The organism is Rickettsia slovaca 13-B (genome assembly GCF_000237845.1).
GTDB lineage: Bacteria > Pseudomonadota > Alphaproteobacteria > Rickettsiales > Rickettsiaceae > Rickettsia > Rickettsia rickettsii.
Genome location: NC_016639.1, coordinates 231,205 through 256,701, shown reverse-complemented (window position 1 = coordinate 256,701; position 25,497 = coordinate 231,205). Strand labels below are relative to the sequence as shown.

Here is a 25,497-nt window from a genome sequence, read left to right as displayed (position 1 = left end):
TGTATTAGGAAACACCACAAGTTGAGCTATTAGTATCACTTGATACCATATTAACAATATCTGGAGCTTTAAATAATATAATGATTGCAGTAACTACCACTAAAGCTACTTCCCACTGCAATTTTCCTCTTAATGTTTGAATTCCCAGAACAATTATACCGACAACAGCTATACCTTTTGCAGTATTGCCTCTGAATACTTTAATTAACTTACATAATGCCTCACCTACAGGATCGCCACTACTACCTAAGCTATCAAAAGCTACCATAATAATAGCCACGCTTAGAATAGTAAATAATATGCGTAATGATAGATTATAATCGATTAATTCTTCGTTTAATTTACGAATAGGAAAGTTCATATGTTTTACCTCAATAAAATAATTAGCATTTAAAAAATAATGTATAATTTATTTATATATAAATCAACTCCTAAATATATGCAATTTTAATTAATATGCAAAAATATTTTAAAAACACTTATTTTAAGTAACATTATAATCACATATAGTATAATTTAACTTCCAAATATATAAACAAACGTAAATAAAAATAACCAAACCACATCTACAAAATGCCAGTACCATGCAGCACATTCAAACCCTAAATGTCCATTACCTTCTGTAGTAAAATCTCCTCTTTTTGCTCTAAAGTAGCAAATTATTAGAAATATAGTACCTATAATTACATGAGCTCCATGAAAACCCGTGGCTAAATAAAAATTAGAAGCATATATACCATCTGTAAATTTAAACGCCGCATGGTAATATTCATATGCCTGCATAGTTGTAAAAAATATTCCAAGCAATATGGTAAGAGCAAGTGCAGTTACACAATCTTTTTGATTTTTTTCTTCTAAGGCGTAGTGAGCCCAAGTAACGGTCGTGCCTGATAAGAGTAGTATTAAAGTATTGATAAAAGGAATATCAAACGGCTCAAAAGTTTTAATTGTAGGTGGAGGCCAAATGCCCTGCTTTACAACCCATACACCGTCTAAAAGACCTACGGGTGATAGACTTGATTTAAAAAAAGAAGCAAAAAATACACCAAAAAATACTATTTCCGTTAAGATAAATAACGCCATACCTATTTGCAAACCTTTTCTAACAGGACTAGTATGCTGATGTTCGACTATTCCTTCTTTCACTATATCTCTCCACCAAGAATATAAACAGTAACCTACTGAAATAATCCCTGCAGATAAAATATATATATTAAATTTGTAGCCATGCATGAACGAGACGCCGCCTATAACCAAAAGAAGTAAAGCAAAAGATGTTAGGACGGGCCAAGGGCTTGGGTCTACTATATGGAATAAGTGCGATTTAGTAATAGAATATGAATTATTTAAAATTATCTTTTGACTCATATTGTTACATATTGTTATTTTATATTTCCTAATTATCACCAATAACAAACTACAAAAGTAATCTGCTATTCGCATGAGTGAAAATAAATATAAATTATTATTGATGTAAAAGCAAATGCTAGAAGGAGATTATATAGAAAATATACCCCCCAACTCAGAATTACATTATTTATTATCAATGACAACTAAAATCTCTTGACTCTTTATATTATTCAACTAATATATAGACCGCTAATAATGTTTAAACTCCATTGTTGCAAGACCAATCTGTCAAAACTTAATATTAAGTTATGCCAGGAGTCTATTATTACAAGTGAGTAAAATCATGAAGTATAATGGAGGTTGTTGTCTTACAGCAACGGATCTTAACCCCTGGCCCCTTTATTTATTAATTCTAAAAAATACAAATGCAAAAAATAAAGAACAAATTTAAAAAAGTTTTTCTTTTCATCACCATTTCTAATAATATTACTAATGTTTTTTTATTATCTTCTTAATATCTTAGAAGTAAAATATTTCTAGATTTTTTAACTAATTAAGTTGTTAACTCTAAATTTTCTTACTTAAAATTATAGAGATACGACAAATTATCTTCACTATTTTACTAGTTATTTCTGCAAATATTGCCTCAGTACTATCATTCATTATAGCAATATTTTTATGTTCAATTTCATCAAGTCGAAATTTAATAATATTATTTAATAATTCTGGCTCAACATTTTTATTTTCTAAATAATTTATTTGCTGTTCATAATGTTTTTCTATTACTTCTTCTACACTCTCGGTAATAAGCATCGCCGTTTTTATTCCCATCAAGGAAGATAAAGCACCAAGTAAAAATCCGTAATGATGCCAAAAAAATAATAAAAACGTGGGTCTCACTTCTTTTTCCAGTAATTTTTTTTCAAAATAATTTAAATGCACTTCTTCGTGGTCAAGCATTTCTTTAATCAATATACGATCATTTTGAGATTTAATATATTTTAGCTGTCCTTGATAAATTCTTTTTGCACCATATTCTCCGGCATGATTAACTCTAATTATCTCGTGAATTTGTTTGTCAGGGTCAGAAAAATCAGGTCTAGGCATAATGTATACTCGTTTAATTTGAAAAATTGGCTACGTCATCTTATAAGAGCTACGGTGCTCACGTATTAAGTATACGCTCCGCTCCTCGCCTTATAGTCTCCTTACTCTTTTCCAAATTAAACTTCGTCTACTCTTCATTTACTTTGGAGTATACTTTGGAATAAATCGAAACTAGCAGGATTTAACTTATAATCCACTTCTGCCTGTTGTAGCACTTTTAAAGTCTTTAGACATTCAGTGAGGCTAAGACCGTTTGCTATCTTCGTAAAATCATTAATATACTGATAGAAAATCGGTGGTGATAATGATTTTATTGCGAGTTCCAAACGCTCACCGTTTTTTACTTTCGACAAAACTATATATAAATTTAAATAATGCCTTATTAATGCTCTAATAATTAAAACTTCATTGATATTTTGTTTTTTTAATATATCAAGCTCTTGCAGAAAATTACTATAATCTTTTTTTGAAAAATACATTGCTAAATCACTGCCGTTTGCCGTAATTTCGCTACTTATAACTTCTAGAACGTCGTTTAAAGTAATTTCGCGTGCGTCATGAACAAAATATATTAATTTATTTATTTCGCTACAAATTAAATCATGATCACCTTTTAAATGAGCTTTTAAATAAGTGATAGCTTCTTTACTTATAACTTTATTAGTTTTTTCTACTTTACCTAAAATAATTCGTTCAATTTTTGCTTCATCATCATGATAACAAGCAACTGCTGCTAAATATTCTTCCGTTTCAAAAAACTTTCTAATGCTCCCACTAGAAGTCATTTCTTCACCTATAAATACAGGAAAATTTATATAATCACTGTTTAGAATTGTTTTTAAATTCTGATCGATTGAATTCCCAACCGATCTAATTTTAATTAATTCTTTTTGACCAAAAAAATTAGACGAATTAAGTAATATTTCTAAAGATGAAATATTAAGATCTGCGTATTCTATAGAAGTTTGTAGCATATTTAAGCTTTTTACTAAATGCTTACAAATTTTTTCTATATAACCTTTATCAGGACCATATAGTAAAAGAGCTCTAATCTTTCCGGATGTTATTAGTTCAAATAATCTACCTATTTGTGAAAAATAAAATTTCATAGCTTAACTATTTCCGTGTAAAATATAAAATTAATCCGCTACGAATTTCTTCTGCTGCTTGATATGCCAAGTCTATTCCTGTTTTATCTCTTTCAACATTTGTCGCATATGGTGTAAAAATAGCATTATATGACTTGTTTTGGTAAAACTGCTCTTCAATTAAAACCTTTTGGCTTTCTATATCAATTAATTTATATCTAACTAATTGATTAATATATTCCCTTAAAACATTGGAGTTTTTTTCAATAGTAGCAGGCATAGTTGTTGCGATAAGCTTTACTTTAAGCAGGTATTTTGCTTGTGCTTTCTGAGGTAAAATACTAGTTAAACGATGATAAAACTCAGCCCCTTCAATTGTTCGAATTGGTTCAACTTCAATAGCTTCTAAATCATTATTTCTACTGTATTTTTCACTATATACCGGTTTTAAATTACAACTGCTCATTAGAAAGAATATAATTATTACAAATAAAGAACGCATATATTAGATTAAGATTGGTTTTTTATATTAATAACAGTTTATTTCGATTTTGTGAAAGAAAATTATAATAATGAGCATTTATTAATATTTATATTTATAATAATATGTTAATTTATGTTGACATTAATAAGTGAGGCTTGTATACTGCCACCTCAAAACTTTTAAGGTATTAGATGTTATTAAATAAACTTGTTCTAAGTATTCCAATACACATACACACAGCATTGGTAAAAATAAGAGCATATTTTCCCCTACTAAAAAAAGTAACTTTAACAAAATATAGCTTAACAGAAAATATTGAAACGCTCAAAGTAAATACAGATGAAGCTAAAACTGTAAAGATTACAAAAGAGGATTTAAAAAAATCTTTTGAGTTATATGAAGACAAATTGATAATATTAGCACAAAAACTATCATTACAAACATCAATTAGTTATGATGCTTATAACCCTAAAACAGAGTATTACCCATTGATAGGAGAAGATGGAAATATCAATTATATCCCTATCACCGAATTATAATCTTTTAAGCTTTAAATTTAATCGGTAAGTTTTACATACTTACCGTTTTTTATTAAAGAACTCTCTATATCTTCCTTGCAAATCTAATACTCTATGTTAAATTTACAAGGAAGATGCTTGTCCGATAATTTACAAAATTTTTATACAAGCTCCATTATTGTATGCTTATTTTTTCCGATTATAGACATATCATCTCTAAATATTTTATCTTCTGCCCAACCATGCCATGGTTCTATATTAAGCCGGTCTATAATATCTCGTTCACAATTTTGCAATATTTCTAATATTTCTTTACTAGTATTATAATATGATGGAGTAAGACCTGAAGCATCTTTGATCATTACTAAATAAGGATTTTTTGCTAATAAAGTTTTGATAATCTCTTTGTTAGCAATTCCTGTAACTGCTGAATGTAACACTGTTGAATCGTTATAGGTTATCTCTGTTACGTATTTAGCTAATTCTAATATTTTTTCAACTAATGTTTGTTCTTTATCCTCAACCGCATCATGTAAGATATACTTATTATTTTTATCAAATAGAAATGTAGTGCAGCTTCATCATTCTTGTCTATTAATGCTTTGAATTTTCTTAAGAAGCTTCTTTTTTAGAAACATCCCTCTCTATATAATCATCTGAACGTGGTGATGTTAGTGAATCCTGAGTATTAGAGTTATTACTATTTTTTGTAAAAAACTTAAAAAAAAATGTTTTTTGTTTTATCTACTGTAGGTATTTGTTCTTTAGTCATTAATTCTCCTAAATTTATTAATTATTTTAGGAGAAATTGTTAATTAGCTATGTTTCTTAGGTGGTGAGTAAGGGGCGTTTTTTCTGTCATTGCGAGGAAATTGCATAGCAATTGACGCAGCAAAATCTCAGGAGAGTTTGTTATTATTTCATGAGATTGTCACGCAGCCTACGGCTGCTCGCAATGACGGTTTTAGTATGTATCCACGCAACAATGCTGTCTCACTTTTGCAGGAATAACATAAAGAATATTTATCAATCCACTCAAAAATGACCTAGTTGGCGAACTACTCTGAGCTAATTTGCAATTCTCCTAAAATATAAGATTATAAATTTAAGAATAATAACGCAACAAACCAAGTTGAATTATATATTACTTCATTGATTAAGAATTGTTAATTTATCACAATGTCATTAGTTACTGAAGTTTTATATTTTCCATATCCCAATCATGAGAAATAGTATTATACTTTAATATATAAGGCTTAGTATCTATAGAATCTAGAGTTACATCAGCAATCATATCATCATGCGACGAGATAAGTTCATTATAACCGAAATTAGCATAATAAGGTTGATAATTTCTAAATCTAACCGTTATAAACTTCTCTTTAGTAATAGCAGGCAAGAATTTCACCAAATCATCAAGATTACTTAAAGCTAAATCTTTCATCTCAAAAATTTGCAATCTATAAACATTTTTATAATCTTTAGTAAAAAACGTTGGTATAGAGCTAAAGCTACTACCGGATTGAACGGAAGCTATACTTAGAGCTTTAAGAGGAATACCTGATTTATTACTAAAATAATCATCGGCTTCAAAAAATACTGCACCGCCGAAATTTATCATTTTAGCGATTTTATTATTGTTCACATCATATAAATCTACTGCTTGTTCTAGCTTTTTTCCGTCACGAAATATAGTAAGTTTAATAGCTATTCCTTTGAAATTATCCATTTCTCTATCAAATAATGCTAGATTGCCGCCGAGTTCCTGATCATTAACTGCCCAAATAATATCACCGGCTTTTAAAGATTTTGCGGCAGGTGATCCGGCTAGAACTGCCTTAATGCTTATCACTCTATTTCTACTATCAGGAAATTTCTTTATATATTTATCCATTTCTTCTTTAGGGAAATTGTGATGTCTCACTGCTTTATTTAAAGAATATAACTCGCTTATTATTCCTATATGTTTTCTGCCTGGTTGTTTATTATTCTTTAAACTTTCTAAAGTGCGAGCTACATAATCACCGTGCAGCGCTAGAGAATGAGTTTTACCGCCACCATATAATACTCCTATAGCCTCAATCTTATCGTTTAATACCGGTGAACCGCTAGCACCTCCTGTAGTATTTAAATTAATAACATAAGTACATTGCGGCATTAAACCTTCAATATTATAAAGATCAGACAAATAACCGGTATGGAAAGAAAAACCTTTTGCTTCTGTGTTACCGACTACAAAAACCTTTTGATTTAATTTTGGAAATTCGCTTGCAAAAGATATTTGCGTTGCTGATGCCGGTATATCTTTACTCTCTACTTTTAAAACGGCATAATCTTGCCAAATATCGTAATAGATAAGTTTTGCTTCTGCCTGCTCACCGTTATAAAAAGTAACAAAATAAGTTCCGATAGACGCACCGCCGACAACATGAGTATTAGTAATTATATAACCGTTGTTCTTATCGTTGATAAATCCCGTTCCAGTCCAACTACTTGTATCGTCATATGCCGATACGGCAATTCTAGTATCGATCGTTACGATTGCTTTCTTTGCTTTTTCAAATATAATAGTACTTGTTTCGCTAGATGCTAAAACTATATTATTTAGGAAAACTAAATTAATAATAAATAAAAGTTTTAGTAAAATCGGTAGTTTTTTCATTGTCACCTCTTGTAAAATCATTTAAGCCGCACTATATCAAATCAAAAGTCATAATAAAATAAAAAAAAGAAAACGAGGAATCTTATGGGAAAAGTAATAGGTATCGACCTTGGGACTACCAACTCTTGTGTTGCGGTCATGGAAGGTAAAGAACCAAAGGTAATAGAAAATGCAGAAGGTGAAAGAACTACGCCGTCAATAATAGCTTTTGCAAATGGCGAAAAATTAGTCGGGCAATCTGCTAAGAGGCAAGCAGTAACTAACCCTCGCAATACTATATATGCGGTAAAGCGATTAATCGGTAGAAATTTTATCGATCCTATGGTTAGGAAAGACCAAGGTATTGTACCGTATAATATAGTTAAAGCCGATAACGGGGATGCATGGGTCGAAGCGGATAATAATAAATATTCACCAAGTCAAATTAGTGCATTCATTTTACAAAAAATGAAAGAAACTGCTGAGAATTATTTAGGAGACAAAGTAACACAAGCAGTAATTACCGTACCTGCTTATTTTAATGATGCACAGCGTCAAGCAACGAAAGACGCCGGTAAAATAGCAGGTCTTGAGGTCCTTAGAATAATCAACGAGCCGACTGCTGCAGCTCTTGCTTACGGTTTCGAGAAATCGGCAAGTAAAACTATTGCAGTATACGATCTTGGCGGCGGAACATTCGATGTTTCAATTCTTGAGATCGCTGACGGTGTTTTTGAAGTGAAATCAACAAACGGCGATACATTCCTTGGCGGTGAAGATTTCGATACAAGAATATTAAACCATTTAATAGATGTATTCAAAAAAGAAAATGGTATAGATTTAAGTAAAGATCCTTTAGCACTTCAACGTTTGAAAGAAGCCGCGGAAAAAGCTAAGAAAGAGCTATCTTCTGCAGTAACTACCGATATTAATTTACCTTATATTACGGCTGATAGTAGCGGTCCAAAACACTTAAATATTAAATTTACTAGAGCTGAACTAGAAAAATTAGTAGATGATTTAATTGAAAAAACAATTGAGCCTTGCCGTAAAGCATTACAGGATGCAGGTTTTAAAGCTTCTGATATTCAAGAAGTAGTATTAGTAGGCGGTATGACTAGAATGCCGAAAGTACAAGAAGCCGTAAAAAAATTCTTCGGACGTGAGCCGCATAAAGGCGTAAATCCCGATGAGGTTGTAGCTCTCGGTGCTGCTATTCAAGGCGGAGTACTTAATAAAGAAGTAACGGATATATTATTATTAGACGTTACACCTCTATCCCTTGGCATTGAAACTCTTGGCGGCGTATTTACAAGATTAATTGATCGTAATACTACTATACCTACTAAGAAAAGTCAGATATTCTCAACTGCTGATGATAACCAGCATGCCGTAACTATTAGAGTATTCCAAGGTGAACGTGAAATGGCAAAAGATAATAAATTACTTGGTCAGTTTAATCTCGAAGGTATACCTCTTGCACCAAGAGGTTTGCCACAAATAGAAGTAACGTTTGACATTGATGCTAACGGAATAGTGCATGTTTCAGCTAAAGATAAAGCAAGCGGTAAAGAGCAGAAAGTAACTATTCAAGCTTCCGGTGGTCTTAGCGATGCGGAAATTGAACAAATGGTTAAAGATGCCGAACAAAATGCTGATGAAGACAAAAAGCGTAAGGAACTTATTGAAGCAAAAAATGCTGCCGATAGTTTAGTTTATTCTACTGAAAAAACTCTTACAGAATATGGCGATAAATTATCATCAGACGATAAAGGAGCTGTTGAAGAAGCACTAGCCGCTTTAAAAGCCGTGCTTGAGTCGGAAGATACTGCTTTGATTAAAGAAAAGACCGAAAGTTTAACTGCAGCTAGCATGAAAATCGGTGAAGCGATGTATAAAGCACAAAACGAGAGCCAACCTGCTGCAGAAAGTGCCGCTAATGATGAAAAAATAGTAGATGCCGACTTTCAAGATGTAGAGAAGAAGTAGAAGTAATTTCGTCATTGCAAGGAGCGAAGCGACGTGGCAATCTCGTTAAATATCCTGAGATTGCTTTGTCAAATTACTATGTAATTTTCCTCGTAATGACGTTACAATCTCATTTTATAAATTAAATTATGTCACAAAATTATTACCAAATACTAGGGGTTAGTAAAACAGCTAGCCAAGCTGACCTTAAAAAAGCCTACCTCAAGCTAGCCAAGCAATATCACCCTGATACTACTGATGCTAAAGATGCTGAAAAGAAATTTAAAGAAATCAATGCCGCTTATGATGTTCTAAAAGATGAGCAAAAAAGAGCTGCTTATGACCGTTTGGGACACGATGCTTTTCAAAATCAACAATCACGAGGGGGAGGAGGAAATCATGGCGGTTTTCACCCTGATATTAACGACATATTCGGTGACTTCTTTAGCGACTTTATGGGAGGCAGCAGAAGATCATCACGCCCAACTTCAGCTAAAGTTAGAGGCTCAGATTTAAAATATAATCTGACAATTAACCTAGAGGAAGCATTTCACGGTATAGAAAAAAATATTAGCTTTTCTAGCGCAGTAAAATGCGATACTTGTCACGGTAGCGGTTCTGAAAAAGGTGAAACCGTAACTACTTGCGATGCTTGCAGCGGTGTTGGAGCGACTAGAATGCAGCAAGGATTCTTTACGATCGAACAAGCTTGTCATAAATGCCAAGGTAACGGACACATTATAAAAAATCCTTGCAAGAAATGTCATGGCATGGGACGTTACCATAAACAACGAAATTTATCGGTCAACATTCCTGCCGGTGTTGAAAACGGTACTAGAATAAGACATACCGGAGAAGGGGAAGCAGGTATTAGAGGCGGTAATAGCGGTGATTTATACGTTGATATAACAATAAAACCACATGATATTTATAAAGTAGACGGAGCAAATCTACATTGTAAACTACCTATTAGTTTTGTGAATGCTGCTCTTGGAGGAGAGATAGAAGTACCGATAATTGAAGGCGGAAAAGTAAACTTAACAATTCCTGCAGGCACACAAAACGGTGATCAATTAAGGCTACGCAGCAAAGGTATGTCTAAAATGAGATCAACTATTAGGGGTGATATGCTTACGCATATTCATGTCGAAGTACCGAAAAATTTATCTAAAAGACAACGTGAATTACTAGAAGAATTCAAAAAAGAATCCATAAATGAAAAAGAAAATGACGGCAGCTTTTTTAATAAAATGAAAAGTCTGTGGTCGTAAATTTTATTTACCTTTCCTATAGCAATGAAACCTCCAATATTATAAAATATTATTTGCATAATATTACCGGAGGTTTTTATGCCTTATAAGAATAATAACGATTTACCTGATTCAGTTAAAAATCATCTTCCGAGCCATGCTAAGGATATTTATCGCGAAGCTTTTAATCATGGTATTTGAACCATATAAGGATGCCGATAAAAGACGTGGAAATGACTCTAGAGAGACAGTTGCACATAAAGTAGCATGGTCGGCCGTAGCAAAAAAAATACCATAAAAATGATAAAGGACATTGGGTAGAGAAATAAGTCCAAGAATATAGACCTATTCTTCTAGGGGTAATTTGTACGTCGATCCGGTACTCGAATCCTTACGTACAAGTACGCTGCGATTCTGCATTCTGTGTTTCCCTCAAATTCCTCCCTATAAACGAGTTTCTGAATAGGTCTAATTTATAAGTTTGTGAGATTTTAAATTGAATCCTTGAAATTCTGTAAGCCTATATGTATATTTAGTTATTAACTGAATTTAAGTTCTTATGAAATTAACAAAATTATTGAGTACCCTTTTAGTTATAGGGTTAGTTTTAGGCGGGTGCAAAAACAAAAAAAACAGTGATGACATAGTAGTCCCTATCGCTACCCTTTATAATGAAGGTATTACCTTATTGGAAAAGAAAAAATATAAGAACGCTGCAGAAGAATTCGGAAGAGTATTGTACCAGCATCCAGGTAATGAAATGACGCCGCAAGCCGAATTGATGCAGGCTTATTCTTTATTTCTCGCCGCTCAATATGAAGAAGCGGTTGATGTGCTTGATATGTTCATTAAGTTGCACCCTGCAAATGTTGACATTGCTTATGCATATTACCTTAAAGCATTATCATATTATATGTTAATTTCAGACGTAAATCATGATCAATCTAGAACTTTCCTAGCTAAAGATAGTTTTGAAGACGTAATAGCAAAATTCCCAAATACTAAATATGCTATTGATTCATCTTTAAAAATTGACCTAGTAAACGATCATTTAGCAGGTAAAGAGATGATGGTAGGTCGCTTTTACTTAAAGAAAAAGAATCCGATGGCAGCTATAAATAGATTTGAAGAGGTAATTGATAATTATCAAACTACTTCTCACTCGGTAGAAGCTCTTTACCGTTTAGCCGAGAGTTATATGATGCTTGGACTTCCGGATGAAGCAAAAAAATATGCCTCAGTGCTAGGTTACAACTATCCTGATAGTCAATGGTATAGTTATGCGTACAGGCTAGTTCAGAACCACCAAAACTAAGCGGCATATGTTCTACAGTCTCTCAGTTAAAAACTTCATTCTGATAGACGAGCTGGAAATTGAGTTTAATAAAGGTTTATGTGTTATTACCGGTGAAACGGGAGCCGGTAAATCTATTTTACTTGATGCTATTTTATTTTGCTTAGGTTATAAAACTTCAAATAATATAATAAAGCGTGGAAAAGATTACGCTGTTGTTAATATAATATTCTCTTTAAATGAAGAAATAAAAAATTTTCTGGTTCAAAATTTTATTGAACCTGAAGAGTTATTGTTTGTAAAGTGTCTGCAAAAAGCCGAAGGACGAAAAAATTTTTTCATTAATAATCAAGTGGTTACTAAAGCTCTTATGCAGCAATTAGCTACTTATTTATTCGAGCTTCATGGACAAAATAATAATATTTCTCTTCTAGAAGCAAATACACAGCGTGATATTTTAGATAGTTATGGAAATCTTTTGGACTTTCGAGCGGAGCTTTCCAAATGCTATCAGGCTTGGCAAAATACTCGGAAAGAAATGGCCGAAATAACACTTAAGCAAAATTCTATAGAACAAGAAATTGATTATTTGAGCTTTGCAACGGAAGAATTAACTAAACTGAACATTCAAACAGGTGAAGAAGAAAAATTAGCAAATCTACGAAAAGATTTGCAAAATAAAGATAAGGATTTACAGCTAATAAAAGATATTCTAGAACAGATTAATAACCCTGAAATAAATACATCGATTAATAGAGCAGAGAAATTATTAGCAAGGCAAGGCAACAATGAGCGTTTTGAAGCTATCGTTACAAGTTTAGAGGAAGCCTATAATAATCTAGAAGAAGCACGCCAAGAATTATCAAATCTGTTAGATAGTTTCAATTATGAGGAATATAATCTTGAAGAAACAGAAGAAAGATTATTTTTAATAAAAGCTATTAGCCGTAAATATAATGTTCCTGCTGATGCGTTAGGTGTATTTTTAGATAAATCTTTAGAGCAGCTCAGTATATTAAAAAACAAAATAGCAAATAGTAATGAGTTGAAAGCTCAAGAAGTACTACTGCAGAAAAAATATTATGAACTAGCGAGTAATTTATCTGCAAAGCGTCTTATTGTTGCAAAACATCTAGAAGAATCGTTGCATCAGGAGCTAAAGCAGCTTAAAATGGCGAAAGCAATTTTTGAGATTGAGATAAATGCTAAAGAACCAACAGCCGACGGTAATGACGATATTGTGTTTAAAGCGTCTACTAACCCGGGAACGGCAGCTGCAGCAATTAATAAAATCGCTTCCGGCGGTGAATTATCAAGATTCATGTTAGCTTTAAAAACTTCTTTGTTTGATAAAATGGTAAAACCATCTATTATATTTGATGAAATAGATGTCGGGATTGGCGGAGAGGTCGCAGATAAAGTAGGTGAGCGATTAAAAAAACTTAGTAGCGTTACTCAAGTAATAGTTATTACGCACCAGCCGCAAGTAGCAGGTAAAGCGGATTTGCATATAAAAATCGAGAAAACACAGCTAGAGAAAGAAACGAAAGTAACGGTAAAAGCTTTAAATTTAGCTGAAAGACAGGAGGAACTCGCCCGCATGATTTCAGGTAAAACAATCACCAAAGCAAGTTTAAAAGCAGCAAAGGAGTTGTTGCATTTGTAATAGGCACTAGCGATACGGTTTTTATGTCATTCCTGCGAAAGCGGGAATGACATAATAGGGAACATATGAACAACAACTACACAAAATTAGAAAACGAATTTGCAACCATCTCACATTTTAATAATATCTTGAGCATATTATACTGGGATGTTGACGTAAATATGCCTATGGGTTCAGGTGAGAGTAGGACAAACGAAATAGTAACTTTAACGTCGCTAGTTCATTCTATGCTCAAATCTCCTATTCTAAAGGAGCTACTTAGCAAGGCAAAAGAAGAATCAAAGAACCTTGATGAATGGCAGAATGGTAATATTAGAGAGATTGAGAGAAAAGTAACAGATGCAAATTGTATTGACGAGCAGCTACAAAAGAAATTGGTAGCAGCTACTACTAAAGCCGCACTTGTTTGGCGAGAAGCAAGAAAACATAACGACTATAATTTATTCAAATCACACTTACAACAAGTCTTAGATTATACGAAAGAAGTTGCTAAAGTACGAGCAGATGCTTTTAATTGCGGATTATACGACTCATTAATAGATATGTTTGATCCAAGCAGAAAAAGTAGCGAGATCAAACAAGTTTTTTCAGTACTTAAAAAAGAACTCCCGCAGCTCATAAATAAAGTTTTAGAAAAACAGAAAACCGAGAAAGAACTAGTAAAACACAGCAAACTAGCTCCTGAAATGCAAAAGCGTATCGGAAAACGCATTATGGGAATTATGCAGTTTGATCTAACAAAAGGACGATTAGACGAATCGACTCATCCTTTTTGCGGTGGAACTCCAAACGATATACGTTTAACTACTAGGTATGATAAAGATAATTTCATAAGCGGTTTAATGGGAATTATTCACGAAACAGGACATGCTTTATATGAGCAGAATCTACCGGAAATGTATAAAGGGCAGCCGGTTGGGCTTGCTAAAGGTATGGCATTCCATGAAAGCCAATCTTTATTTATGGAAATGCAAGTAGGTAGATCAAGAGAATTTACCGAATTTTTAGCTAAATTACTTAGAGACGAATTTGCTGTTAAAAGCGAAGAATATTCAGCAGCAAGTTTATATAGAAAAATTACAAGAGTGACGCCTGATTTTATAAGAGTAGATGCAGATGAAGTAACTTATCCGATGCACGTAATATTACGTTTTGAGATAGAGGAAATGCTTATCAATGGCGACTTGAATCTCGATGAATTACCAAGCTGTTGGGATAGTAAGATGCAGGAATATTTAGGCGTTAAACCGGTAAGTTTTAGTAACGGCTGTCTTCAAGATATTCATTGGTCACACGGAAATTTCGGTTACTTTCCCGCCTATACAAACGGTGCAATTATCGCATCAATGGTGATGAAAAAAGTAAAAGAGATGCATTCAAATATAAAAGATGATATATTAAAGGGTGATTTTAGTAATCTAAATAATTATCTAAATAAGAATTTTAGAAATCTCGGTTCGTTAAAAAATTCAGCCGATTTATTAAAAAGTGCTAGCGGTGAGGAAAAAATCAGCCCTGAGGTGTATATAAGATATTTAGAAGGGAAGTATTTATAGTAATAAAATCGTTATTGCAAATTACGCAGTAATTGACGAAGCAATCTCGGAAGAATTGCTGAAATTGCCACGCTCCTTGCAGTCGCTTGCAATGACGGCTTATGACAACAACTAAACAATACAAACAATAATATGGAAGAAGACTTTAAAAAAACAGGTTATTTATTTGGCGGGAATGCTGTTTTTGTTGAAGAGCTATATAAGCAATATCTAGCCAACCCTGCCTCGGTTGATCAAACTTGGCAAGAATTTTTTGCCGGCATTAAGGATAATAATACTTTACTCAATAAAAGTACGGCAAAAATAATTATCCCTGATGAAATAAAAAAAGAATCGTTAAATAATAATTTATCTTCTGAAGACTTAAATAGTTTAAAAGCTAAGGAAATGATCAATGCTTATCGCAAGCATGCTCACTATTTAGCGAATCTTGATCCGCTTGGTCTTGAGCTACGTAAAACAAAAAATGATTTAAAGCTTAATATAGAAACTTTTGGTCTTGATAGCGGTCAGCTAGAAGAAAATATCAATATTACGGATGAATTTGTCGGTACTTGGAACTGTAAATTATCTGAATTAGTGACCAAGTTCGATAAAGTTTATACAGGTTCTATAGGTGTAGAGTTTGAGCAAATAGAAAATGTAGCAGGAAAAAACTGGTTATATAATAAGCTAGAAAGCGAAGTTACGTTTTCTTCTGAAGACAAAAAAACTATCTTAAATGATTTAGTAGAAGTAGAAGGGTTTGAGCAGTATTTACATACAAAATTTCCCGGAGCTAAGCGTTTTTCCATTGAGGGTGGTGATGCTTCTATAGTTGCTATGAGTAAAGCTATAGATTTATCCATGCATCAGGGCGTCTCAGAAATCGTTATCGGTATGGCACATCGAGGGAGATTAAACACTCTAACTAAAGTAGTAGGTAAGCCATATAAAGCCGTTATTGCGGACTTCATAAGCGGCAGCGTATTTCCTGATGAGCTAAATGTTTCAGGCGATGTAAAATACCATTTAGGCTATTCGTCCGATAGAACTCTAGAGGATAAGAAAATACACTTGTCGCTAGCCGATAACCCTTCACATTTAGAAGCGATAAATCCTATAGTTGCAGGAAAAGTAAGAGCAAAGCAAGATATTCTTGGAGATACTAAACGCAGCAAAGTCAAAGCTATTTTAGTGCATGGCGATGCTGCTTTTTGCGGTCAGGGCGTGGTTGCCGAGAGTCTATCAATGTCACCTTTAGCTGCTTATGATATCGGCGGGATATTGCATTTCGTCATTAATAATCAGTTAGGTTTTACGGCTAATGCTGCAGATACTAGAGCTAGTAGATATTCTACGGAGTTTGCTAAAATCATAGCTGCCCCGATTTTACACGTTAACGGTGACGATATAGAAGCAGTGTTAAAAGCCACCAATATTGCGGTAGAATACAGGCAGAAATTTGGTAAGGATGTTGTAGTAGAAATTATTTGTTACCGTAAATATGGGCATAATGAGGGCGATGAGCCGATGTATACTCAAGGCAAGATGTATAACATTATTAAAAACAAACTGACCCCTGGAAATATTTACGCAAATGAGTTAGTAAAAAGCGGTGTAATCGACAATAATTATTTTGCTAAGTTAAAAGAAGAATTTAAAGCAAAACTAGATAAGGAATATGAGCAGGCAAAAAGTTATAAGCAAGAAGCACATTTCTTAGGCGGATTATGGCAAGGTATTTCTCGTACTCGTACACAAGCTACAATAACGGGTATCAGTAAAAAAACATTACACGATTTAGGCACTAAACTATGCGAAATACCGAAAGATTTTGCCGTTAATCCAAAACTTGTAAAACTATTTGAAGCTCGAAAAGCCACTCTAACAGCTGATCAACCTATTGATTGGGCGACGGCAGAGCAGCTAGCTTTTGCAAGCTTGCTTGCTTCAGGCACAAATATAAGGCTAACCGGACAAGATTCGGGACGCGGTACTTTCTCGCATCGTCATTCAGTATTGCACAACCAAATTGATGGTACTACCTATATACCTCTAAATAATTTATCTAAAGAACAAGCAAAATACGAGGTAGCCGATAGTAATTTATCTGAATATGCGGTGCTTGGTTTTGAGTATGGTTATTCACTCGCAAACCCAAAAAATTTAGTTTTATGGGAAGCACAATTCGGTGATTTTGCTAATGGAGCTCAGATTATTTTTGACCAGTTTATTTCAAGCAGCGAAACTAAATGGCTTCGTATGAGCGGGCTTGTGGTTTTGTTACCTCATGCATTTGAGGGACAAGGACCGGAGCATAGTTCGGCAAGACTTGAGAGGTTCTTACAACTGGCGGCTGAGAATAATATGTATGTTACATACCCTACTACCCCTGCTTCGATTTTCCATCTGCTACGTCGCCAAATACTTGATGATACCCGTAAACCGTTAATCGTAATGTCGCCGAAATCATTATTACGTCATAAATATGCCGTATCTAAACTTGACGAGCTAGGTGAAAATACTACTTTCTTACCAGTTTTAGATGAAGTAACTAAAGTAGATACAAACAATATTACTAAAGTAATTTTATGCAGCGGTAAGGTATATTACAATCTATTTGAAATGCGTGGCAATAACAGTAATATAGCGATTATTAGGCTTGAGCAATTACACCCTTTTGAAAAAAAACTTGTAGCATCGCTATTAAAAAAATATAATAGGACGCAGGAATTTATTTGGTGTCAGGAAGAACCAAAGAATATGGGAACTTGGTGTTATATAGTTTCTCACTTAAACGATGCTTTAAAAGAAGCAGGAATTAAAAATGAATTTAAATATGTAGGTAGAGAGGAATCAGCCTCTCCAGCAGTAGGCTCGCTGCAAGCACATAATAAACAGCAAGAGAAGCTATTAAGGACAGCATTGGGAATATGATTCTTAGGGTATTGCCTAATAATCATCATTGCAAGCGACTAAAAGGAGCGTGGCAATCTCAGGAATTTGCCTGAGATTGCTTCGTCGACGCTTATAGCGTCTTCTCGCAATGACGATAAAACTATACAGGGCGATGCTATACAAATATAGGAGTAAAATAAATTATGAGAGTTAAAATTATAGTACCGTCGCTTGGGGAGTCCATAACGGAAGCAACTATTGCCAAATGGTATAAGAAAGAAGGCGATTCGGTTAAAACCGATGAATTACTGTTAGAAATCGAAACCGAAAAAGTGACTTTAGAAGTTAATGCTCCTTGCAATGGTACTATAGGTAAAATATCGAAAACTGACGGTGCAAATGTAGCAGTTGGCGAAGAAATAGGCGAAATAAATGAAGGAGCATCTGCAAATACTGCCGGTACTAATAATGAATCTGCTAAAGCTCAAGCAGTAACACAACCTACTTCAGAAAAACCTGCCGTAGCTAATAATACTCTTGCTCCTTCTGTACAAAAATTAGTTACCGAAAATAAGCTTGACCCCAATAATATAAAAGGAACAGGTAGAGACGGTAGAATTACCAAAGGTGACGTGCTTGCAACAATAAACACTACGACTACTTCTGCTCCTGCAATAAGTAAATCTAATGAAGAAAGAGTGCAGCGTGTTCGTATGTCACGCTTGCGTAAAACTATTGCACAGCGTTTAAAAGATTCACAAAATACAGCAGCTATTTTGACTACTTTTAATGAAATCGATATGTCAAAAGTAATTACTTTGCGTAATCAATATAAAGAAGAGTTTGAGAAAAAGCACGCTGTGAAACTTGGGTTTATGTCTTTCTTTGTTAAAGCAACAATTGAAGCTTTAAAGCTTATTCCGTCGGTAAATGCTGAAATAGATGGCGATGATTTAGTATATAAAAATTACTATGATATAGGTGTAGCTGTCGGAACAGAGCAAGGGCTTGTTGTACCGGTTGTTAGGGATGCCGATAAAATGGGATTTGCCGAAGTGGAGAAAACTATAGGAATTTTGGCTAAACAAGCTCGTGAGGGTAAGCTTTCTATGGCTGATTTGTCAGGTGGGACATTCTCGATTTCTAACGGAGGCGTATATGGCTCATTATTATCTACACCGATTATTAATCCTCCTCAATCAGGTATTCTAGGCTTACATAAAACCGAGGAAAGAGCTGTAGTTATAGACGGTAAAATTGAAATACGTCCGATGATGTATATAGCTTTATCTTACGATCATCGTATAATTGACGGGAAAGAAGGAGTATCGTTCTTGGTAAAAATTAAGCAGCTTATTGAGAATCCTGAAAAGTTATTGTTAAATTTGTAAAAAATTGTCATTGCGAGCAGCCGTAGGCTGCGTGGCAATCTCATGAAATCATAACAAACTCCTGAGATTGCTTCGTCAATTACTTCGTAATTTTCCTCACAATGACGTGGTCCCGTTTTTACTCTTTGAAAAAAAAGTAAAATCATTCAAAGAAAGGAAGTATATAATAATGATAAAATGTACTCGTCGTATTGAGTTCGATGCAGGACATAGAATTATAGAACATCAAAATAAATGTCAATTCCTGCACGGTCATCGCTATGTTCTTGAGATCGCTATAGCCGCAAACAAAACCGATAAACTTGGTATGGTAATCGATTTTGGTTTAATTAAGGATTTAGCTAAAAAATGGATTGATGAAAATTTTGATCATAGCTTAATCCTACATCAAGACGATAAGGAAATGGGGCAGCAAATAGAAAATTGTACCGGTCAAAAAATATATTACATGCAAAATAACCCGACTGCAGAAAATATAGCGACGCATTTAAAGAATGAAATTTTTCCTAAACTTTTCGTAAGTCAAAACTTCTTCGTAACTAGCCTCAAACTATATGAAACACCGAATTGTTTTGTTGAGGTTTAGGCATGCAAGATTGCTGTTTAATTTTAACTACTACTAATGATTTGCAAATTGCCGAGAAAATAGCATCTGTTTTGTTAGAATTAAATCTTACTGCCTGCATTCAAATTGACGATGTCAAAAGTTACTTTAGATGGAATGGTAGAGTAACTTTAGAAACTGAATATAGACTTGTAATTAAAACAAAATCTTCTAATTATAATGAAATTGAAAATAAACTCCTTGAAATTCATAATTATGAATTACCACAAATAATAAAAATAAATATTGACTATGGCTTTCAAAAGTACTTAGAATGGATGAACCAAAATAATAAGTAAACTTATAGTTGAGTAAATTTAAAAATTAAGTAAGTAAATTATGAAATTATGGCAAAAAGTTACCTTAGGGTTAATCTTAGGTATTATATTTGGTATATACTTACCACAATATGTTAATTATATTAAACCTATCGGTGACATTTTCTTACGTTTGATAAAAATGATCATTACCCCTTTAATTTTCTTCAGTTTGGTTTCCGGTATCACTAGTATGAATGATAATTCTGCCCTTGGTAGAGTAGGCATGAAAGCGGTAGCCGCTTTTTTAGGTACTACTTTTTTTGCCACGGTTTTTGGACTCACTGTTGCCTTAGTATTAAAGCCAGGAGTAGGCGTACATATAGATTTCACCTCTTCAGGAACGACAAACAGAACTTCATTTAATATAATTGATTTTTTTGTAAATATCGTCCCTGATAATGCTGTTGGGGCTTTTGCAAACGGTGATGTCTTACAAGTTGTATTTTTTGCTATTTTTGTTGGAATTACCTTAAACAAAATGAAATCTATCGGTGAACCTATTACTGATTTAATTCATGTAATGTCAAAATTAATATTAAAAATGATATCGTTTGTTATTCAATTATCCCCTTACGGTGCTTTTGCTTTAACAGGCTGGATTGTAGGCATGCAGGGAGTTGAGGTAATGATTAGTTTATCAAAACTTGTTGTAGCGGTAGTTGTGGCGATGACATTCCAATATTTAGTTTTTGGCTTACTTATATGTGTATTCTGTCGTGTTTCACCTATACCTTTTTATAAGAAAAGTTTTGAGTATCAGATACTTGCTTTTTCTACTTCAAGCAGTAAGGCAACTCTTGCAACTACTATGCAAGTTTGTCGTGCAAAGCTTGGCATTTCAGAGTCTAGTACTTCGTTCGTACTTCCGATAGGTGCGTCAATTAATATGGACGGCTTTGCTATAAATTTATCTCTTACCACCATATTTTTTGCTCAGATGATGGGAGTAACGCTTGCTCCTCACGACTATTTAGTCATTATTCTCACCTCAACACTTGGATCTATCGGTGGTGCCGGTATTCCCGGTGCCTCTTTGATAATGCTTCCTATGGTTCTTTCTTCGGTTCACTTACCTATAGAGGGAGTAGCAATTATTGCTGGTATTGACCGAATACTTGATATGCTACGTACTACTATCAATATTACCGGCGATGCAACAATTACTATGATTATAGATAACAGCGAAAATACTTTAGATAAGGAAGTATATTTATCTTAATGATATTGCTAACTAAGACCAGACATTGTCATTGCGAGCAACTATAAGCATTGTTGTCTGAATTGAAAAATGCGTTTTATGTCATTCCCGCGAAAGCGGGAATCCAAGGAAAAGCAAAATTAAAATATAGTTATCAAAAAGAAGATAATAGAATAGAATTTTTACAAGGTGATTCTAATAAAGTAGAGGCAATATTCCCAAAAGAAAAAATATCTGAAATAGTACATCCTATACTTTGAATAGAAAATACTCATATTAATACTATAGGTATTTTAGAATATTTTTGAAGAAGGGGATTATTTCATCCTTGAAGATACTAATATTGACTATAATAATGCGTGCTATGATGTTTGGAGGAAAATTTTAGATGAAAAAACTTGTATAGCAACATTAGAAAATTTAAACAATAAAATCGTTAGATTAACTAGCTGGTTGAAAGAAAACAAAGATTTATATTTAGTAGATACAAAATATGTAAATTATACAAAAGAAATTAAAGATGCCGTAAATAATAATGCAGAAATTATACATATAAAAAATATCGATCAAAAAAATTATAATATAATGACTCCCTATGACGGTGAGGTACGGATTAGCGGAATAGAAGAATTAATTTGTCATATGTATGGAGTAATAGGGATAATTGGTAGTTTGCCTGTATTATATAAAGAAGATAAGAATATTATTAGAGCAGTAGCACCAAGACGTAATTCGCATAATGAACATAGCTCTCAATCGCCGTATAATGATTGAGATTGGCATGTAGATGCTGCATACCGTCCAAATGACCAAGAAGAGTGATAACTTATCTCCTATAGTTGACTACTTAATTTTGGGGATTGTACATAAAGGACATGAGAATCTACCTATAGTATATATTAGCCTTAAAGATATATTAAATCAATTGAGCTACCAAGATATCTTAATCGGGCTAACAACATCGCATTCGTAGACTGCATGGCACTCCCCAAAAAATAATAAAAAAATTCTGTAAATCAGAATTTTTTCTCTTCCTTACTTCGTCAATTGCTATGCAATTTTCTTGCAATGACAGAGACAGAACATAAGGCAGAAAATTAAGATAGGTTTTTATCCTAACTTGTGAAGTATAAATAGAAACGCTACAAAAATTTAACGGTGAGAATTGAGAAGCTTTTTTATTGCTTTTCTTTGTTTTGAGTCTTTATGCTATTTCTTTCTTCTATAATTTTCAGTTTAGTTTTAAATGGAGCAACAAATAAAGCAGTATAGTATTCTACGTCAGAAGCATGTAAAGTTCTATTAGCATCCACCGCTATCCAATCTCAAGCTCTTTTCCCTTTGCAATCTTTAATTTTTTGATCCGCTCCATATTCTAATAAAATACGAGTAGGTTCAACATTAAGATATGATGATGCATAATAAGGGAAGTCATTCCGGTTTTAGAATTTTGAACATTAGGATTAACACCTAACTTAAGCAAAAGTTTTATTAAATCAAGATTATTTCTTTCTGCGGCTAGCATCATTCCGGTAATACCGTCTTCATATCTTAAATTAGGACTCATTCCCTGATTAATTAAAAGTTCGGCAATTTCCGGCTTCATAAATCCTATATTTATATGGATTAAATTCATAGGTACACCACACTTTAATAAAAAATCGGCAATTTTTATATTATTATTCGATATAGCATAATCTAAAGGAGTCCAGCCCAAGTATGGTTGATTTACTCCATATCCCTCATCTAATATTTTTTTACTTCATCAATATTATCTGCTTTAATAGCATTTGCTATCGGTGTAATTGGATTTTCGACTTTTTGATCATACTCAACACCATTCACATATATCTTTTTTAAACTCAAGTTTACATTCCATAACATGAATAGAAGCAATAATAAAAATAATTATAAACTTTAAAATTACTTGAATAATTTTCATATAATCAATCTAGGTACTATGTAGCTATACAGCATTAAACCTTTGTCGGTAAGATAGATATTTTCATCTAATCTAATTAAGTCTAACGCTTGATAATGCTTAAGATTATTCATATCTAAAATATTCTCTAATTTCGTGTTTAATTTCTGCTCTAATGTAGAAATATTTATACCTTTGCTAAGGCGTAAACCCATCATTAGCATTTCTTCAATAATCTCTTGATGTGTTAACTTAGTATTAGTTTGAATACCAACATTTTTTGTTTTAACCGCATCTAACCATTTTTCAGGTTTATGCCACATCATAATTGCCGATACCGAACTTGAGGATTCAATGATTCTACTATGAGCTCCGGGGCCTATACCTAAATAGCTATTATAATTCCAATAAGTTAAATTATGCAAACATTCATACCCTATCATAGCATAATTGGATATTTCATATCTAAAATACTTTTTAGATTCTAGATAATGATTCGTCCATTCATACATTTCAGCTGCCGCATCTGAATGCGGCAAAATCAGATTACCCTCCTTAAATAATTTATAACACGGCGTACCTTTTTCGATAGTCAATTGATAAAGAGAAATATGTGAGGTAGCGAGCTGCATAGCTTGTTTTAATTCTTCTTGCCAGTCTTTTAATGTCTGACCGCTACGTGCATATATTAAATCAAATGACACTCGTAGAAAAATCGTATTTGCCGCCTCAATTGTTTTAATGGCCTGCATACAATCATGAGTTCTACCTAATTTTTTTAAATCGTCCTCTTTTAAGGATTGCACTCCTATTGAAACACGATTAATTCCGGCGGCTTTGAATGCTTTAAATTTTTCAGTTTCAAATGATGTGGGATTAGTTTCTAGAGTTATCTCGGTTTGATTATCAATAATTGCTAGATTACTGATTTTATTTATTATTCCTTCAACTATTACAGGATTCATTAAAGAGGGAGTACCGCCCCCAAAAAAAATAGATTTTATATATTTATTTTGAATAATATCCTTAAAATATTCAATTTCAGTTTCATAAGATTTAAGCCACTGATTATGATCTATAGTACTTGCTACATGAGAATTAAAATCACAATACGGACATTTGGACAAACAAAAAGGCCAATGAATATAAATACTTAAATCATTAGCCATAACTCTCATATTTTGTATTTTTGCTAGTGCTAACTTAGGTTTTGTGGACATTGCTAAAAAGATTTAATTTTGGTTATTTTTTGCTACAAATTATAAGATTTTTTTGAAATATGAATAACTATTTCTACAAAAATCTTATTAATTTTCGCTAAAAAAGACCTCAAAATAGCAAATCAATTAGCAATGTCCACAAAACCTAGCATTTTCTTTGATGTTATTCAAGGTGTATGATAAAACACTATTCTAATTCAAAGAAAACTTTAAATAAAGCTTTTAATTTAATAGATATTATTAAAATAATGAAAAAAATTACCCACTATTTTATAATTTTTTGTGTTCAAGCTATGGGAAGTAATAATGAACAAATATATAACCCAAAAGACACTAAATTTCTAGAAGAAACTGAAGCTCTAAAATGGGCAAAAGAGCGTACTGATAAAACAGCCAAGGCTTGCCAATCTATGCCTACTTATAAGGTAGTTAAGAAAGAACTAGAATCTGTTTGCTATGATCAAAGAAAAACTCCTTTTGGTGCTATACGTAAAGGTTACGTGTATAATTTTTGGATGGATTATAAAAACCCGCAAGGGTTATGGCGTAGGACATTGGTTGAGAATTACTCGAAAGATAAACCAAATTGGGAAGTTCTAATCGATTTTGATAAATTATCCAAAAAACTCGGTAAAAAAGTAATGCATCGAGGTGGGAGTGATTGTTTTCAAAATCCTAATCGTTTCTTAATTACCATGTCATTTGGCGGTAAGGATGAGATGTTTTTTAGAGCATGGGATTTAGAGAAAAAGATTTTGTAAAAAATGGTTTTGAGCCAAAAACAAGTAGCGGAAAATTACTAGAAGGTAAATTTACTGTCCCTACTTGGGTTGATCAAGATACTATTATATTTATCCAGTTTTGCATCAAGAGGAAGTGACTGACTCTTTATATCCTAGATTGCTCTACATATGGAAGCGAGGAGAACCTATAGAGAAAGCCAAAAAACTATTTGAAATACCAAAGAATTATATACGTGTATCAGCCAGTAAGCTTTTACCGATAATATTTCTTCATCTTTAATATTTATATCTGCAAATA

25 protein-coding genes and 1 pseudogene are annotated in these 25,497 nt (G+C 33.1%); 16 read left to right on the top strand and 10 right to left on the bottom strand.

Going from position 1 to position 25,497, the window contains the following annotated elements; translation table 11 throughout:
• Positions 1-4: 4 nt before the first annotated feature.
• From RSL_RS01285 to RSL_RS01265, 5 genes are all read right to left on the bottom strand, one after another.
• A complete protein-coding gene (locus tag RSL_RS01285; RefSeq protein ID WP_014273232.1) occupies positions 5-361 on the bottom strand; it encodes a TrbC/VirB2 family type IV secretion system protein in 357 nt (118 codons plus the stop codon).
• Positions 362-516: 155 nt separating this feature from the next.
• Positions 517-1,368, bottom strand: a complete 852-nt coding sequence (locus tag RSL_RS01280) for a cytochrome c oxidase subunit 3 (RefSeq protein ID WP_004996526.1) — start codon at positions 1,366-1,368, stop codon at positions 517-519.
• A 549-nt stretch (positions 1,369-1,917) separates the two neighbouring features.
• The gene (locus RSL_RS01275) at positions 1,918-2,457 is read right to left on the bottom strand and encodes a demethoxyubiquinone hydroxylase family protein (protein ID WP_004996528.1); all 540 of its coding nucleotides are present in this window, start codon (positions 2,455-2,457) and stop codon (positions 1,918-1,920) included.
• Between the two features lie 134 nt (positions 2,458-2,591).
• Positions 2,592-3,566 carry a DNA polymerase III subunit delta gene (gene holA, locus RSL_RS01270; RefSeq protein ID WP_012736533.1) on the bottom strand — a complete coding sequence of 325 codons (975 nt, stop codon included), beginning with the start codon at positions 3,564-3,566 and terminating at the stop codon, positions 2,592-2,594.
• Positions 3,567-3,573: 7 nt separating this feature from the next.
• Entirely contained in the window at positions 3,574-4,047 is a 474-nt protein-coding gene (locus tag RSL_RS01265; RefSeq protein ID WP_014419720.1) for a hypothetical protein, read from the bottom strand.
• A 173-nt stretch (positions 4,048-4,220) separates the two neighbouring features.
• Between RSL_RS01265 and RSL_RS01260 the strand changes: the two genes are divergently transcribed.
• Entirely contained in the window at positions 4,221-4,568 is a 348-nt protein-coding gene (locus RSL_RS01260) for a hypothetical protein (RefSeq protein ID WP_014419719.1), read from the top strand.
• 140 nt (positions 4,569-4,708) lie between these two features.
• Here the strand turns inward: RSL_RS01260 and RSL_RS01255 are convergent, their stop codons facing one another.
• The gene (locus RSL_RS01255) at positions 4,709-4,987 is read right to left on the bottom strand and encodes a hypothetical protein (RefSeq protein ID WP_014273228.1); all 279 of its coding nucleotides are present in this window, start codon (positions 4,985-4,987) and stop codon (positions 4,709-4,711) included.
• Between the two features lie 749 nt (positions 4,988-5,736).
• Positions 5,737-7,230 (bottom strand): S1C family serine protease, encoded by a 1,494-nt coding sequence (locus tag RSL_RS01250; RefSeq protein WP_014419718.1) that lies wholly within the window; start codon positions 7,228-7,230, stop codon positions 5,737-5,739.
• A gap of 63 nt (positions 7,231-7,293) precedes the next feature.
• Here RSL_RS01250 and dnaK point away from each other — a divergent pair, with 63 nt between their 5' ends.
• The 4 genes from dnaK (at position 7,294) to RSL_RS07340 (ending at position 10,704) form a co-directional block, all read left to right on the top strand.
• A complete protein-coding gene (gene dnaK, locus RSL_RS01245; RefSeq protein ID WP_014273225.1) occupies positions 7,294-9,177 on the top strand; it encodes a molecular chaperone DnaK in 1,884 nt (627 codons plus the stop codon).
• A gap of 128 nt (positions 9,178-9,305) precedes the next feature.
• A complete protein-coding gene (gene dnaJ / locus RSL_RS01240) occupies positions 9,306-10,427 on the top strand; it encodes a molecular chaperone DnaJ (protein WP_014273224.1) in 1,122 nt (373 codons plus the stop codon).
• 78 nt (positions 10,428-10,505) lie between these two features.
• Positions 10,506-10,607, top strand: coding sequence for a ChaB family protein (locus RSL_RS10830; protein WP_014410415.1), 102 nt, complete (start codon positions 10,506-10,508; stop codon positions 10,605-10,607).
• On the top strand, positions 10,597-10,704 hold the full coding sequence (locus RSL_RS07340) for a hypothetical protein (protein ID WP_014419717.1): 108 nt from the start codon (positions 10,597-10,599) through the stop codon (positions 10,702-10,704). Before RSL_RS10830 ends, RSL_RS07340 begins: the two co-directional genes overlap by 11 nt.
• A 47-nt stretch (positions 10,705-10,751) precedes the next feature.
• On the opposite strand, the pseudogene RSL_RS10825 reads toward RSL_RS07340, so the two are convergent.
• Positions 10,752-10,876 (bottom strand): annotated as a pseudogene (locus RSL_RS10825) (palindromic element RPE1 domain-containing protein); the annotation flags it as partial.
• Between the two features lie 89 nt (positions 10,877-10,965).
• Here RSL_RS10825 and RSL_RS01230 point away from each other — a divergent pair.
• The 10 genes from RSL_RS01230 to RSL_RS10820 all read left to right on the top strand — a co-directional run bounded on the left by RSL_RS01230 (position 10,966) and on the right by RSL_RS10820 (position 22,089).
• A complete protein-coding gene (locus tag RSL_RS01230) occupies positions 10,966-11,721 on the top strand; it encodes an outer membrane protein assembly factor BamD (protein WP_004996548.1) in 756 nt (251 codons plus the stop codon).
• A 7-nt stretch (positions 11,722-11,728) separates the two neighbouring features.
• Positions 11,729-13,366, top strand: coding sequence for a DNA repair protein RecN (recN, locus tag RSL_RS01225; RefSeq protein WP_014273222.1), 1,638 nt, complete (start codon positions 11,729-11,731; stop codon positions 13,364-13,366).
• Between the two features lie 65 nt (positions 13,367-13,431).
• Positions 13,432-14,922 carry a carboxypeptidase M32 gene (locus tag RSL_RS01220; protein WP_014419716.1) on the top strand — a complete coding sequence of 497 codons (1,491 nt, stop codon included), beginning with the start codon at positions 13,432-13,434 and terminating at the stop codon, positions 14,920-14,922.
• A 132-nt stretch (positions 14,923-15,054) separates the two neighbouring features.
• Positions 15,055-17,841, top strand: a complete 2,787-nt coding sequence (locus RSL_RS01215) for a 2-oxoglutarate dehydrogenase E1 component (protein ID WP_014273220.1) — start codon at positions 15,055-15,057, stop codon at positions 17,839-17,841.
• Positions 17,842-18,005: 164 nt separating this feature from the next.
• The gene (gene odhB, locus RSL_RS01210; RefSeq protein WP_014273219.1) at positions 18,006-19,193 is read left to right on the top strand and encodes a 2-oxoglutarate dehydrogenase complex dihydrolipoyllysine-residue succinyltransferase; all 1,188 of its coding nucleotides are present in this window, start codon (positions 18,006-18,008) and stop codon (positions 19,191-19,193) included.
• Between the two features lie 169 nt (positions 19,194-19,362).
• Positions 19,363-19,779 carry a 6-pyruvoyl trahydropterin synthase family protein gene (locus tag RSL_RS01205; protein ID WP_004996555.1) on the top strand — a complete coding sequence of 139 codons (417 nt, stop codon included), beginning with the start codon at positions 19,363-19,365 and terminating at the stop codon, positions 19,777-19,779.
• Positions 19,780-19,781: 2 nt separating this feature from the next.
• Positions 19,782-20,096: a divalent-cation tolerance protein CutA gene (gene cutA, locus RSL_RS01200; protein ID WP_014273218.1), complete on the top strand. Its 315-nt coding sequence runs from the start codon at positions 19,782-19,784 to the stop codon at positions 20,094-20,096.
• A gap of 40 nt (positions 20,097-20,136) precedes the next feature.
• On the top strand, positions 20,137-21,336 hold the full coding sequence (locus tag RSL_RS01195) for a dicarboxylate/amino acid:cation symporter (RefSeq protein WP_012719442.1): 1,200 nt from the start codon (positions 20,137-20,139) through the stop codon (positions 21,334-21,336).
• A gap of 53 nt (positions 21,337-21,389) precedes the next feature.
• A complete protein-coding gene (locus tag RSL_RS01190) occupies positions 21,390-21,575 on the top strand; it encodes a hypothetical protein (protein WP_014013930.1) in 186 nt (61 codons plus the stop codon).
• 193 nt (positions 21,576-21,768) lie between these two features.
• The gene (locus RSL_RS10820) at positions 21,769-22,089 is read left to right on the top strand and encodes a hypothetical protein (protein WP_014419715.1); all 321 of its coding nucleotides are present in this window, start codon (positions 21,769-21,771) and stop codon (positions 22,087-22,089) included.
• Between the two features lie 601 nt (positions 22,090-22,690).
• On the opposite strand, the gene RSL_RS01175 is transcribed toward RSL_RS10820, so the two are convergent.
• Both RSL_RS01175 and hemW read right to left on the bottom strand, forming a co-directional pair.
• Positions 22,691-23,032 carry an ankyrin repeat domain-containing protein gene (locus RSL_RS01175; protein WP_014419713.1) on the bottom strand — a complete coding sequence of 114 codons (342 nt, stop codon included), beginning with the start codon at positions 23,030-23,032 and terminating at the stop codon, positions 22,691-22,693.
• 221 nt (positions 23,033-23,253) lie between these two features.
• Positions 23,254-24,456 (bottom strand): radical SAM family heme chaperone HemW, encoded by a 1,203-nt coding sequence (gene hemW, locus RSL_RS01170; RefSeq protein WP_014419712.1) that lies wholly within the window; start codon positions 24,454-24,456, stop codon positions 23,254-23,256.
• 176 nt (positions 24,457-24,632) lie between these two features.
• Between hemW and RSL_RS10815 the strand changes: the two genes are divergently transcribed.
• On the top strand, positions 24,633-25,217 hold the full coding sequence (locus RSL_RS10815) for a prolyl oligopeptidase family protein (protein ID WP_014419711.1): 585 nt from the start codon (positions 24,633-24,635) through the stop codon (positions 25,215-25,217).
• Positions 25,218-25,497 lie beyond the last annotated feature (280 nt).

What these genes read in the sequence shown, in the direction of transcription:
- cutA (WP_014273218.1), top strand. Translation starts at nt 19,782, where the DNA reads ATGCAAGATTGCTGTTTAATTTTAACTACTACTAATGATTTGCAAATT.
- RSL_RS01285 (WP_014273232.1), bottom strand. Translation starts at nt 361, where the DNA reads ATGAACTTTCCTATTCGTAAATTAAACGAAGAATTAATCGATTATAAT.
- recN (WP_014273222.1), top strand. Translation starts at nt 11,729, where the DNA reads ATGTTCTACAGTCTCTCAGTTAAAAACTTCATTCTGATAGACGAGCTG.
- dnaK (WP_014273225.1), top strand. Translation starts at nt 7,294, where the DNA reads ATGGGAAAAGTAATAGGTATCGACCTTGGGACTACCAACTCTTGTGTT.
- hemW (WP_014419712.1), bottom strand. Translation starts at nt 24,456, where the DNA reads ATGTCCACAAAACCTAAGTTAGCACTAGCAAAAATACAAAATATGAGA.
- RSL_RS01230 (WP_004996548.1), top strand. Translation starts at nt 10,966, where the DNA reads ATGAAATTAACAAAATTATTGAGTACCCTTTTAGTTATAGGGTTAGTT.
- RSL_RS10815 (WP_014419711.1), top strand. Translation starts at nt 24,633, where the DNA reads ATGATAAAACACTATTCTAATTCAAAGAAAACTTTAAATAAAGCTTTT.
- RSL_RS07340 (WP_014419717.1), top strand. Translation starts at nt 10,597, where the DNA reads ATGGTATTTGAACCATATAAGGATGCCGATAAAAGACGTGGAAATGAC.
- RSL_RS01260 (WP_014419719.1), top strand. Translation starts at nt 4,221, where the DNA reads ATGTTATTAAATAAACTTGTTCTAAGTATTCCAATACACATACACACA.
- holA (WP_012736533.1), bottom strand. Translation starts at nt 3,566, where the DNA reads ATGAAATTTTATTTTTCACAAATAGGTAGATTATTTGAACTAATAACA.
- RSL_RS10830 (WP_014410415.1), top strand. Translation starts at nt 10,506, where the DNA reads ATGCCTTATAAGAATAATAACGATTTACCTGATTCAGTTAAAAATCAT.
- RSL_RS01250 (WP_014419718.1), bottom strand. Translation starts at nt 7,230, where the DNA reads ATGATTTTACAAGAGGTGACAATGAAAAAACTACCGATTTTACTAAAA.
- dnaJ (WP_014273224.1), top strand. Translation starts at nt 9,306, where the DNA reads ATGTCACAAAATTATTACCAAATACTAGGGGTTAGTAAAACAGCTAGC.
- RSL_RS01220 (WP_014419716.1), top strand. Translation starts at nt 13,432, where the DNA reads ATGAACAACAACTACACAAAATTAGAAAACGAATTTGCAACCATCTCA.
- RSL_RS01195 (WP_012719442.1), top strand. Translation starts at nt 20,137, where the DNA reads ATGAAATTATGGCAAAAAGTTACCTTAGGGTTAATCTTAGGTATTATA.
- odhB (WP_014273219.1), top strand. Translation starts at nt 18,006, where the DNA reads ATGAGAGTTAAAATTATAGTACCGTCGCTTGGGGAGTCCATAACGGAA.
- RSL_RS01205 (WP_004996555.1), top strand. Translation starts at nt 19,363, where the DNA reads ATGATAAAATGTACTCGTCGTATTGAGTTCGATGCAGGACATAGAATT.
- RSL_RS01265 (WP_014419720.1), bottom strand. Translation starts at nt 4,047, where the DNA reads ATGCGTTCTTTATTTGTAATAATTATATTCTTTCTAATGAGCAGTTGT.
- RSL_RS01275 (WP_004996528.1), bottom strand. Translation starts at nt 2,457, where the DNA reads ATGCCTAGACCTGATTTTTCTGACCCTGACAAACAAATTCACGAGATA.
- RSL_RS01215 (WP_014273220.1), top strand. Translation starts at nt 15,055, where the DNA reads ATGGAAGAAGACTTTAAAAAAACAGGTTATTTATTTGGCGGGAATGCT.
- RSL_RS01280 (WP_004996526.1), bottom strand. Translation starts at nt 1,368, where the DNA reads ATGAGTCAAAAGATAATTTTAAATAATTCATATTCTATTACTAAATCG.